Source organism: Rhodospirillaceae bacterium (assembly GCA_002746255.1).
Classification (GTDB): Bacteria; Pseudomonadota; Alphaproteobacteria.
This window is the reverse complement of record NVWO01000032.1, coordinates 43,434-54,047: the sequence shown is the minus strand read 5'-3', so window position 1 is coordinate 54,047 and position 10,614 is coordinate 43,434. Positions and strand designations below refer to the sequence as shown.

Annotated in this window: 11 protein-coding genes and 1 riboswitch; of the genes, 1 reads left to right on the top strand and 10 read right to left on the bottom strand. The window is 58.8% G+C overall.

Annotated elements, in window-relative coordinates; all coding sequences use genetic code 11:
- Nucleotides 1–131: 131 nt before the first annotated feature.
- Complete coding sequence (locus COA65_10490) at nt 132–374, bottom strand: hypothetical protein (protein PCJ56687.1); 243 nt, start codon at nt 372–374, stop codon at nt 132–134.
- Nucleotides 375–392: 18 nt separating this feature from the next.
- Between COA65_10490 and COA65_10485 the strand changes: the two genes are divergently transcribed.
- Complete coding sequence (locus COA65_10485; protein ID PCJ56686.1) at nt 393–920, top strand: hypothetical protein; 528 nt, start codon at nt 393–395, stop codon at nt 918–920.
- On the opposite strand, the gene COA65_10480 is transcribed toward COA65_10485, so the two are convergent.
- The 9 genes from COA65_10480 to trpB form a co-directional block, all read right to left on the bottom strand.
- On the bottom strand, nt 917–2,302 hold the full coding sequence (locus COA65_10480) for a potassium transporter TrkH (protein ID PCJ56695.1): 1,386 nt from the start codon (nt 2,300–2,302) through the stop codon (nt 917–919). The genes COA65_10485 and COA65_10480 overlap by 4 nt on opposite strands.
- A gap of 183 nt (nt 2,303–2,485) precedes the next feature.
- A complete protein-coding gene (gene folE / locus COA65_10475; GenBank protein ID PCJ56685.1) occupies nt 2,486–3,097 on the bottom strand; it encodes a GTP cyclohydrolase I FolE in 612 nt (203 codons plus the stop codon).
- A gap of 54 nt (nt 3,098–3,151) precedes the next feature.
- The gene (locus COA65_10470; GenBank protein ID PCJ56684.1) at nt 3,152–3,544 is read right to left on the bottom strand and encodes a Co2+/Mg2+ efflux protein ApaG; all 393 of its coding nucleotides are present in this window, start codon (nt 3,542–3,544) and stop codon (nt 3,152–3,154) included.
- A gap of 131 nt (nt 3,545–3,675) precedes the next feature.
- Nucleotides 3,676–4,872, bottom strand: a complete 1,197-nt coding sequence (gene metZ, locus COA65_10465; protein ID PCJ56683.1) for an O-succinylhomoserine sulfhydrylase — start codon at nt 4,870–4,872, stop codon at nt 3,676–3,678.
- Nucleotides 4,873–5,004: 132 nt separating this feature from the next.
- A riboswitch (SAM riboswitch) is annotated at nt 5,005–5,082 on the bottom strand.
- A gap of 80 nt (nt 5,083–5,162) precedes the next feature.
- Nucleotides 5,163–6,128 carry a radical SAM protein gene (locus COA65_10460; GenBank protein PCJ56682.1) on the bottom strand — a complete coding sequence of 322 codons (966 nt, stop codon included), beginning with the start codon at nt 6,126–6,128 and terminating at the stop codon, nt 5,163–5,165.
- A 29-nt stretch (nt 6,129–6,157) separates the two neighbouring features.
- On the bottom strand, nt 6,158–7,552 hold the full coding sequence (locus COA65_10455) for a bifunctional folylpolyglutamate synthase/dihydrofolate synthase (protein ID PCJ56681.1): 1,395 nt from the start codon (nt 7,550–7,552) through the stop codon (nt 6,158–6,160).
- A 35-nt stretch (nt 7,553–7,587) separates the two neighbouring features.
- Nucleotides 7,588–8,496 (bottom strand): acetyl-CoA carboxylase carboxyl transferase subunit beta, encoded by a 909-nt coding sequence (locus tag COA65_10450; GenBank protein PCJ56680.1) that lies wholly within the window; start codon nt 8,494–8,496, stop codon nt 7,588–7,590.
- A complete protein-coding gene (locus tag COA65_10445; GenBank protein PCJ56679.1) occupies nt 8,493–9,377 on the bottom strand; it encodes a tryptophan synthase subunit alpha in 885 nt (294 codons plus the stop codon). The genes COA65_10450 and COA65_10445 overlap by 4 nt, the downstream gene beginning before the upstream one ends.
- Nucleotides 9,374–10,600: a tryptophan synthase subunit beta gene (gene trpB, locus COA65_10440; GenBank protein ID PCJ56678.1), complete on the bottom strand. Its 1,227-nt coding sequence runs from the start codon at nt 10,598–10,600 to the stop codon at nt 9,374–9,376. The genes COA65_10445 and trpB overlap by 4 nt, the downstream gene beginning before the upstream one ends.
- Between the last annotated feature and the right edge of the window lie 14 nt (nt 10,601–10,614).

Genomic DNA, 10,614 nt, shown 5'->3' with positions numbered 1-10,614 from the left:
TGGCGTTTCCCACACACTTTCAGTCAAGAGCGCTCAACTCACGGTCGGGGAGAGCGCCTTCTCGCAACGACCCCATCCGGGGTCGTTCGTAATCAGCCAAGGAGGGTTGAGTGATCGGTTTGCCTCTATTGTTAGCTGCCAAGGAAGGCGGCTTGGAGCTTTTCTTCGCGGTCGTCGCCGGCAGCGTCGCCACCTTGATCGCCACGCTCGGCCTGATCTGGATGGTCAAGCAGTTCCTGTTCATATGCCGGCCTAACGAGCTCCTCGTGTTCTCGGGCCGCGCCAACAACAAGAACGGGCTCGGCTACCGAATGATCAGCTCGGCGACGGGCAAAGGCCGCGGGTTCCGCGTCCCCTTCTTCGAGACGGTTCAACGAATCGACCTCTCGCTCATGGAAGTCGAAGTCTCGACCCGGAGCGCGTTCTGTCGAGGCGGCGTTCGCCTCAACGTGGACGCGATCGAAATTGTGCGCGCGTACACGCCGCCGATGCGTACGCCAAACGTCGAACATCTTTTCCCGACCTCGCCCATGAAAACGGCGGAACGCTGGGCCACGGACCGGTTGACGGCGGCGGGCGCACCAGGCGGCGCAATTGCCCGTTTCGTGATCCTTGACGCCAGGGTGGTCGAAGAAAAACTTCCCACGGCTGGCGGCATTGGCGGCTATTTCACGGTGGATCAAGGGGCCCGTTACACCGCCACCCTTGAAGCCCGCCTTGAAATCATCGATGCCCAGGGCACACGGCGCGCCTTTGCCGAGGCCAAGGCCTTCCGCGACCAGACCGTCCCGGAGAACGCAAGCATCAACAAACGCGAAGATTACTGGTTCCGTTTAACGGAAGATTTGTTAAAGGACTTCGACCGCGAGATGGAAGCCGCTATCCAGACCCATCTGTCCGGCTTCCGCGTTGCGCCTTAGCCGCGCCAGAAGCCCGGTGCAAACAACACCAAAACCGTAAACAGCTCCAACCGGCCAAGCAACATGCCTGCGGCCAGCAACCATTTCGCAGTGTCTGGAAGGAAGGTGAAGCTGCCATCCGGCCCGATCACATTGCCAAGCCCAGGCCCAACATTCGTGATCGCCGTCGCCGCGCCCGATATCGCCGTCAGGAAATCAAGCCCAAGCAAGCCAAGCCCGATTGCCAATGCCGCAAAACACATCATGAAAAGAAAGATGAAACTCAACACCGAGAAAATAACGGATTCCGGAATCGGGCGACGATTGTAATGGGGCACGAACACACCGTGGGGGTGAAGAAGGCGTTTAACCTGCGCGTTCATTGCCGAATAAAGCACCTGATAGCGAAAGATTTTAATGCTGCATGTTGTTGAGCCGGCACAACCGCCGACAAACATAAGAAGGAAGAAAACGATCAGCGCAAAACTTCCCCAAAGGTCGAAGCTTGCCGTGGAATAGCCTGTTCCCGTTATGATCGAGACGACATGGAACGCAGAAAGGCGGATGGATTCCCCAAAGGAGTAGTAGTAAGAATCCCATAACCAGATCGCCATCACCGACACATAAATCAGAACGGCACCCAGGAACCAGCGAACCTGGCCGTCCCGTATCAGCGCTAGAAAATTACCGCGAACGGCCTGTAGATAAAGGACAAACGGCAGACAGGAAAGCAGCATAAAAACGATAATCGTCCAGTCGATCGCGGCGCTATTGAAGTGGCCGATGGAATGGTCCGATGTCGAAAAACCGCCCGTTGCAACCGTCGTCATGGCATGGACAACGGCTTCGAATCCCGTCATCCCCCAGATCCAAAGCAAAAAGGCACAAATCCCCGTCAGACCGATATAGACCACTGCAATGCCGGTAATGACCTGGGCAACCCGGGGCAACACTTTCTCGGACGTGTCCGAAGATTCCGTCTGGAAAAGCTGCATGCCACCCACCTGGAGCACCGGCAGCACCGCCACGGCCATCACGATGATGCCGACCCCGCCAAGCCATTGCAGCAGCGCCCGCCAAAGCAGAATCCCTGGCGGTGCATCGTCAAGGCCGACAATCACCGTCGAACCTGTCGTTGTCAGACCCGACATCGATTCAAAGAAAGCGTCCGTGTAGGAAAGCCCCAAATCCGAAAAGGCAAGCGGCAGGGCCGCGAAGATCGCGACTGCCAGCCAGCTCAAGGTCGTCAGCAAAAAGGCCTGGCGGATGCTCAGCCGCATTTCGGCGGCTCGCCCGGCCAGGATAAGCGACACCCCGACAAAAAGAGTGAACCCGGAAGAAATCGCAAAGATCAGCCAATCCGCATTCCCGACCAACGCATCGGCAATTGCCGGCACGCTCATTGCCACGGCAAGAGTCGTCAGAAGCAGACCAACAACAAACAGAATGGGTCGGAAATCAAGCAAGGCAGGCCTCGCCACCGTTTCAGCGGAACTGGAAGTAACCACTTAAAGCCGGACGCATTTTTTGTCCGGGATCGTCCTTACCCCATGCGATCAGTGGCCAATGGATGGGGAAACCCGAATCTAGCCAATCATCGCCATAAATTCACGCCGCGTTGCCGCATTCTCCCGAAACGCGCCGGTCATATGGCTGGTGACCATCGCGACCCCCGGTTTGTGGATGCCGCGCGTCGTCATGCAGTGATGTTCCGCTTCGAGCACTACCGCGACGCCCTTTGGCTCCAGAACTTCGTGAATGGCAGTGGCAATCTGTACCGTCATCTTTTCCTGAATCTGCATCCGCCTTGCATAGACTTCGATAACCCGTGCGAGTTTGCTGATGCCGATAACCCGACATTTCGGAAGATAAGCGACATGGGCAACGCCAATGATCGGCGCAAGGTGGTGTTCGCAATGGGATTCAAAGCGAATGTCGCGCAGAACAACCATTTCGTCGTAGCCGTCCGTCTCTTCGAACGTACGCTGGAGAAGTTCGACCGGGTCTTCCTCGTAACCGGCAAAAAACTCGCGGTAGGAACGCACGACACGATCCGGCGTATCGAGAAGACCCTCGCGATCCGGGTCTTCGCCCGCCCAGCGAAGAAGTATCCGCACGGCGTCCTCCGCCTCTGCCTTTGTTGGGCGCGTCTGTGCGATGGCAATGGGGCGGCAAGGGGTCGCCGACTTCGAACTCATGATGGCGTCTTCCTTTATTCTATTTTGAAATGGAGGCTGAGGGTCGGATCAACGTTAATGCAGCAAGGCATTTTCATTCGGCGAATCCAGTGAGAAAGGCGGAATGGCGATATCAAAAGAGTCCCCATTTTCCAATTCCATTTCGTAAGACCCTACCATGATCCCGCTTGACGTACGCAGTGGCGTACCACTCGTATATTCGAACGCCTCCCCCGGAGACAAAATCGGCTGTTCGCCAACAACCCCGGCGCCATGCACTTCCTGAACCCGTCCATCCGCATCCGTTATACGCCAATACCGGTTCACCAATTGGACGGTTTTGTCGCCCAAATTCTCAATACGAACCCGATAGGCCCAGACAAAATGGTGCTCATCCGGTGCCGATTGGTCCTCAAGATAGACGGGTTCGACCGTCACTTCGATTGAGTTGGTGATTTCCTTGTACATTCTGCGCTCTACGTTCGCGTTTTTGTTCCTGAAATGTTCACGCCCGCTTCCGGCACCCCCATTCTACGGCGCGCGCCGGTGATGTCCAGCATAGGGAGGACCCAAATGCCCTTTTGCGCGCCCTGAATTTTCTAAAGCGCCTTAAAAGCCTGGGCCAGGTCTTCCTTCAAATCTTCCACGTCTTCCAGGCCAACGGATATCCGGATCAGGTTTTCCCCGATCCCCATGCGAAGACGCTCCGCCTCATCAACGCTCTGATGTGTCGTCGTTGCCGGATGGGTAATCAGGCTTTTCGTATCCCCAAGGTTGTTGGAAATGTCGATCAGCTTGAGCGCATCGAGAAAACGGAACGCCTCTTTTTTCCCGCCATCGACCTCAAAGGCGATAACCGTGCCGAAATCGCGCATCTGCGCTTTTGCAAGCGCGTGCTGTGGATGGCTGGCCAAACCTGGATAGAAAAGCTTTGGCACCGTCTTTTGCTTTTCCAGAAAGATCGCCAGCGCGGCTGCATTCGCACAATGTTTTTCAACCCGAAGGGCCAGAGTCTCCAACCCCTTCAGCAAGACCCACGCATTAAACGGGCTTAACGCCGGGCCGGTGTTGCGCAGAAAACGCACGTAATTTTCCTCGGAAAATTCCGCATCGCACAGAATGGCCCCGCCCATGCACCGCCCCTGGCCATCGATATGTTTCGTGGCGGAATAAACGACGATGTCGGCGCCAAGCGTGAACGGCGATTGCAGAACAGGTGTTGCAAACACATTGTCGACGACAAGCTTCGCGCCCGCCTTATGGGCAAGCTCGGCCACGGCCGGAATGTCGATTATTTCAAGGGTTGGGTTGGAGGGCGATTCGATAAACACCATCTTCGTTTCACGGGAAAGCGCATCGCGCCACTGATCCAGATCCGTGCCATCGACGACGGTAACTTTGATGCCATAACGCGGCATCACCTCACAGGCTACGTAACGGCAGGAACCAAAAAGCGCGCGCGAAACAACCAGCCGGTCGCCGGCACATAAATAGCCAGACAAGGTTGCAAAAACGGCCGCCATCCCCGTTGCCGTCCCGTGGCAAATCTCGGCCCCCTCCAGAAGGGCCATCCGCTCTTCAAACATGGCAACGGTTGGATTTTTGAAGCGGGAATAGACGTAGCGGTCCAGCTCGCCCTTAAAGGCAAGCTCCGCCTGCGCCGCCTCGTCATAAACATAGCCGGAGGTAAGAAACAGCGCCTCGGAGGTTTCCTGAAACTGCGAGCGCACCTGCCCGCCACGGACCAGTTTTGTGCTGGTCCGCCAGTTTTCCTGATTGGATTTTCGTTCCACCATTGACGTTCTCCTTGAACCTTGCGGCACAGAACCTTGCAACATACAGACCCTTGCGGCACAGACCCTTACGGCACAGGAGCGGCGGGAGCCTGGCAAACCCCTGACCTTCAGATCAGGGATGATTGGATCAGGGGCGTTCCCACACGGACCTTTTAGCGGTTTCTTTTCCGTGGCCGCAAGCCGGTCAAACAAATCACCACGGGAGACGAACCATAAAAACCCCCCGCCTTTTCGTCAAGGGACCTTAACCGGCAAAAAACACGTCCAGGCCGAAGAAAACACCTCCGGCCTTAAGAAACGCGGCTGCACGAGGCGCCGCCGAGAACACAGAAACGCGCGCAATGGGGGTGGTTCAGCTTTACCGGGGACGCAGCAGCCTGAAGGCTACGCCCCATTTCGAAAACGGCGTCATGGGCGATCAGCGTGCACGCCTGCACAACCGGGTGGGCCGCCCCTTTTCGTTTCACAACCATGCGCGAGGTCGCGCACATGATATCGCCAGGGGCAACACCAAGACGGTCCCAACAGGCTTCGGTGATCTCCGGCACGTCCTCGTCCATGTCCATTTCCGGAAAAAGGACAAGGGCGTCCGCACAGGCCGCATCAACATCGATGCCATGGGCCCGGAAAAGACGGCCATAGCCTTCCCGCAAAATGTCAGTCGTCTCGCCCCAACAGGTGCGCCCGGCAACATGAATGGTAAAGCCGGAACGGCTAAGCCATTTGAGACCGTCGAGGGTTTTTTCCCACGTGCCGTCACCGCGCTCCTTGTCATGGAACGCCTTGCCATAGTGATCCATCGAAACGCGAACAACGAGTTTCGATCCATAGGTTTCCTGCAACGCGATCAGAGCCTTTTTATGTCGCTGCATCGGGCGCATGGCATTTGTCAGCACAAGCACGCGGAACCCGGCGGCAAGCGCGGCGCGCAACATCTCGAGAATATCCGGGTTGAGGAAAGGTTCGCCGCCGGTAAAACCGATTTCCTTTGTCGCCAGCCACGACGCCACAATCTCGTCGAGATAGGCCGCCACGTCGCCCATTGTCAGGTAAACCAGCCGATCATTTGTCGGGCTCGATTCCATATAGCAATGGGTGCAGGTCAGGTTGCAGAGGGTTCCGGTATTGAACCACAGCGTCTCAAGCCCGGAAAACGCCACGACCGCCCGTGACGTGCCGTCGGCGGTGCGATCCGGGTCATCAAACTTCTTCGGGTCGAGGCCAGCGGCCTTGCGGGCATAGGCGATATCACTCATTGCCCGGCATTGTAACGCCAAGAATCGCTCTAGGACAGGGGGTCGGGCGGAAATTCAGGCCCAAGCACCTCACCGGCAAGGTAAAGGGAGCCGGCCATCAGAACCCGGGGTGCCGGGGGGGAACCGGCCGCAACGACGCGGCGGATCGCCGACCCGGGGTCATCGGCGGCAAAGGCCTTCTCGATCCCCACACGCCTTGCTGCGGCAACCAGTGCCGCCGGAGAAAGCGCCGCCGCACTGCTGCCGGCGATGGGCACCGCGCAAAACACGTCCACATAGGGTGCCAGAGGCTTCAGAAAGGCCTCCGGGTCTTTCGTTGCCATCATGCCGACGACAAGGGAAAGGGGGTACGGTTGTGCCCCCGCCCAACGGCCAAGCGCCGCGCCCGCATGGGCATTGTGCCCGCCATCGATCCAAAGTTCGGCCCCTGGCGGCAGCAGGGCAAGCAACGGCCCACGCAAAAGGCGCTGCAAACGCGCTGGCCAGCGGACCTTTTGCAAGCCTTCGGCCAGGGCCGCGTTGGAAATCGAAAAATCGGCCCCAACGCGCACCGCACCGTCGTGCACCGCACTGCCGCCGGTATCGCCGTGAACCATACAACTGCGGGCCACGCACTCGCGGGCCACGCACGCGCGTGCCGCCGCCACGGCAATGCCGGCATTTTCAATCTGGTGGTCCCCGGCAAGGGCCGGCAAGGGAAGCGGGATTGCACCCATTCCGTCGCGATATTCCATCCCTTCTCCGGTGACGGCAATCGACCATTCCTGTCCCGCCCGGAAAAGCGGCGCATGAATTGCCTGCGCCCGCGCTTTGATAACCGCCGCCGCCGCGCGCCGCTGTGGACCGATGATGGCCGGCACGCCTGGCTTCAAAATCGCCGCCTTCTCGGCTGCAATCCCCTCAAGAGAAGGCCCCAGAAATTGCGTGTGGTCCATTGCAATTGGCGTCAACACGGACAGAAGTGGCCTGGCGACCAAATTCGTCGCGTCCAGTCGCCCGCCAAGCCCCGTCTCAAGCAACAGCACATCACCCGCCGCACGCGCTTCCGCAAAAGCCAGAAAGGCAGCGGCGGTCGTGATTTCAAAAAAGGTAATCGCTTTCTTCTCATTCGCCGCCTCGCAGCGCGCAAGCAGACGGGCCAGAGCCGCCTCATCAATCAGCCGCCCGCTTAAGCGAATGCGCTCGTTGAAACGAACAAGGTGGGGCGAAATATAGGCATGGACGCGATAGCCGGCGGCCTCGAAAATCGCCCGCAAGAAGGCAATGACCGACCCCTTGCCGTTTGTACCCGCCACGTGAACAACCGGTGGAAGTGCTGCCTGCGGGTTGCCAAGTGCCGCCAACAGGCGTTCGATCCGGTCAAGCGAAAGGTCAATCGCCTTTGGGTGAAGTGCCGACAATCGTTCGAGAATCGGGTCCACCATCAGCGTCACGGGAATCTGCGAAACGACATGGACGATCAGTCCGGACGGGGTGGCGCTACCGAAGGCTGCGCGATGGGAACGATTTCACCCGCCGGGTCGCGATTGCGCAGCAGCCCTAAAATACGCGCCAGGGTATCGCGAAGCTCTGAGCGCGGCACCACCATGTCAATCATCCCGTGCTGAAGAAGGTATTCCGCGCGCTGAAACCCCTCCGGCAGGGATTCGCGAATCGTTGTTTCAATCACACGCGCGCCGGCAAAGCCGATGATGGCACCCGGCTCGGCAATGGCTAGATCGCCAAGCATGGCAAAAGATGCCGTAACGCCGCCGGTCGTCGGGTTCGTCAAAAGGACGATATAGGGCAGGCCCGCCTCCTTGATTTCCTGAATAACCACCGTTGTGCGCGCCATCTGCATCAGGGACAGCACGCCTTCCTGCATGCGCGCGCCGCCGGAAGCGGGAATGATGACAAACGGCGATTCCTGGAGCAGGGCAAGCCGCGCTGCCGTCACGATGCCCTCACCGACGGCCATGCCCATGGACCCACCCATAAAGGCAAAATTAAAGGCAGCAACAACGGTATGAATCCCGCCGATTTTCCCGTGGGCCACAAGGATCGCGTCCGCCTCACCGGTCTTGGTGCGCGCGTCCTTTAAACGCTCCGCGTAACGCCGCTTGTCGCGGAATTTCAGTGGATCCGCAGGCACGTCTGGCAGTTCAACCCGCTGATATTCCCCCCCGTCGAAAAGCAGGGCCAGCCGCGCCGTCGCCGAAAGCCGCATGTGGAAGCCGCATTCCGGACAAACCCGTAAATTCGCTTCCAATTCACGGTGAAAAATCATCTGCCCGCAATCGGGACAGATTTCCCAAAGATTTTCCGGCACGTCGCGCTTGCGAACGATGGCCCGAATTTTGGGACGAACAAAGTTACGCAACCAATTCATGCAACGCCCTTTCTGGAAACGGATGGTTTTGGTTTATGAACGGCGCGGCGCACGCCATCGGACAGTTCCGTAACAAAATGAAGAACGGCGGCGACCACCTCCGCCTGGGACGCGTTTGATGCAAGCCCCGCTTCGATCTTCGCCACCACTGCCGAGCCAACGACAACGGCGTCGGCCGTGCCGGCAATCTTTTCCGCCTGTTCCGGGGAACGAATGCCAAAGCCAACGGCAATGGGCAGCGCCGTATGCTGACGAAGACGCGCCACCGCCTTGGCCACAACGGCATCGGGTGCCGCGCGCGTGCCGGTGATGCCGGCAATTGAAACGTAATAGAGAAAGCCGCTCGCATTTTCGAGAACCTTCGCCACGCGTTGATCGTCCGTCGTCGGTGTCGCCAGACGGATAAAAGGCAGGCCCGTCTTTACCGCCGGCAGACAAAGCTCGCGATCTTCCTCGGGCGGCAAATCCACAACGATCAGGCCATCAACGCCCGCGTCCAGCGCGTCGCGCAAAAAGGCCGCCACGCCATAAACATAAATGGGGTTGTAATAGCCCATCAGGACGAGGGGCGTTTGCGTGTTCTCCTTGCGAAATTCACGCACCATCGCAAGGGTGTGGCGAAGGGTGGCGCCGGCTTTCAGCGCGCGCAGCGAACTTGCCTGGATTGTCGGGCCGTCAGCCATCGGGTCCGAAAACGGCATGCCAAGCTCGATCACATCCGCGCCCGCGTCCGCCAGGCCTTCAAGGATGGCAAGGGAGGTCGCCGCATCGGGGTCCCCCGCCGTGATAAAGGGAATGAAGCCGGCCCGGCCGGCCTCGGCCAATTCGGCAAACCGCACGGCCAGGCGAGAGCTGGGTGCGGAGGGCTTCTCTACGCTCAAAGCACGATCCCCAACGCATCGGCAACCGTGAAGATATCCTTGTCGCCGCGACCGCAAAGATTCATGACAAGCAGATGGTCCGCCGGCAAATCCGGGGCGATTTTTGCGACATGGGCAAGGGCGTGCGCCGGTTCAAGGGCCGGGATAATGCCCTCCTTGCGCGCGCAAAGCTGAAAGGCATCCAGGGCTTCGCTGTCAGTAATGGCCACATAGTCCACCCGGCCTGAATCATGAAGCCAGGCATGCTCCGGCCCGATGCCGGGATAATCAAGGCCAGCGGAAATCGAATGCGCGTTCTGGATCTGCCCGTCGTCATCCTGCAACAGATAGGTGCGGTTGCCATGGAGAACACCAGGCGATCCGGCGGCAAGGGAGGCGGCATGGGCGTCCGTTTCAAGGCCCTTGCCGGCCGCCTCGACCCCGATCATCGCCACATCAGGGTCGTCCAGAAAAGGGTGGAACAGACCGATGGCGTTCGACCCGCCACCGATGCACGCCACCAGGGTATCGGGGTTACGGCCTTCGGCTTCCATCATCTGCTTTTTTGTCTCGCCGCCGATCACGCATTGAAAATCGCGCACCATTTGCGGATAGGGATGCGGGCCTGCGGCGGTGCCAATCAGGTAGTAGGTGTCGTCCACATTCGCCACCCAATCGCGCAACGCCTCGTTCATCGCATCCTTCAACGTCGACGAACCAGACGTGACCGGCACAATTTCCGCGCCCAGCAGCTTCATCCTAAAAACGTTCGGCGATTGCCGCTTCATATCGACTTCGCCCATGTAGATGCGGCAATCCAGACCAAACAACGCGCAGATGGTTGCCGTCGCAACCCCATGCTGGCCCGCGCCGGTCTCGGCAATGATGCGGGTTTTTTTCATCTTGCGGGCAAGCAACGCCTGACCAATGCAATTGTTGATCTTGTGCGCGCCCGTGTGGTTCAGCTCGTCCCGCTTGAAGTAGAGCTTCGCACCACCGAAATGCCGGGTAAGCCCTTCGGCAAAATAAAGCGGCGAGGGACGCCCGGCATAATATTTGAGGTAATAGGCAAGGTCGCGGACAAAGGCGTTGTCTGCCTTGGCCGCCTCATAGGCCTTCCCCACCTCAAGGACAAGCGGCATCAGGGTTTCCGCAACGAAGCGACCGCCATAGATCCCAAAATGCCCATCGGCATCGGGCCCATTGCGATAGGCGTTGTGCGTTTGTCTGGCCGTTTCCGTCATGTCGTTTGTCTCAA

What these genes read in the sequence shown, in the direction of transcription:
- COA65_10485 (PCJ56686.1), top strand. Translation starts at nt 393, where the DNA reads ATGGAAGTCGAAGTCTCGACCCGGAGCGCGTTCTGTCGAGGCGGCGTT.
- COA65_10480 (PCJ56695.1), bottom strand. Translation starts at nt 2,302, where the DNA reads ATGAGCGTGCCGGCAATTGCCGATGCGTTGGTCGGGAATGCGGATTGG.
- folE (PCJ56685.1), bottom strand. Translation starts at nt 3,097, where the DNA reads ATGAGTTCGAAGTCGGCGACCCCTTGCCGCCCCATTGCCATCGCACAG.
- COA65_10470 (PCJ56684.1), bottom strand. Translation starts at nt 3,544, where the DNA reads ATGTACAAGGAAATCACCAACTCAATCGAAGTGACGGTCGAACCCGTC.
- metZ (PCJ56683.1), bottom strand. Translation starts at nt 4,872, where the DNA reads ATGGTGGAACGAAAATCCAATCAGGAAAACTGGCGGACCAGCACAAAA.
- COA65_10460 (PCJ56682.1), bottom strand. Translation starts at nt 6,128, where the DNA reads ATGAGTGATATCGCCTATGCCCGCAAGGCCGCTGGCCTCGACCCGAAG.
- COA65_10455 (PCJ56681.1), bottom strand. Translation starts at nt 7,552, where the DNA reads ATGGTGGACCCGATTCTCGAACGATTGTCGGCACTTCACCCAAAGGCG.
- COA65_10450 (PCJ56680.1), bottom strand. Translation starts at nt 8,496, where the DNA reads ATGAATTGGTTGCGTAACTTTGTTCGTCCCAAAATTCGGGCCATCGTT.
- trpB (PCJ56678.1), bottom strand. Translation starts at nt 10,600, where the DNA reads ATGACGGAAACGGCCAGACAAACGCACAACGCCTATCGCAATGGGCCC.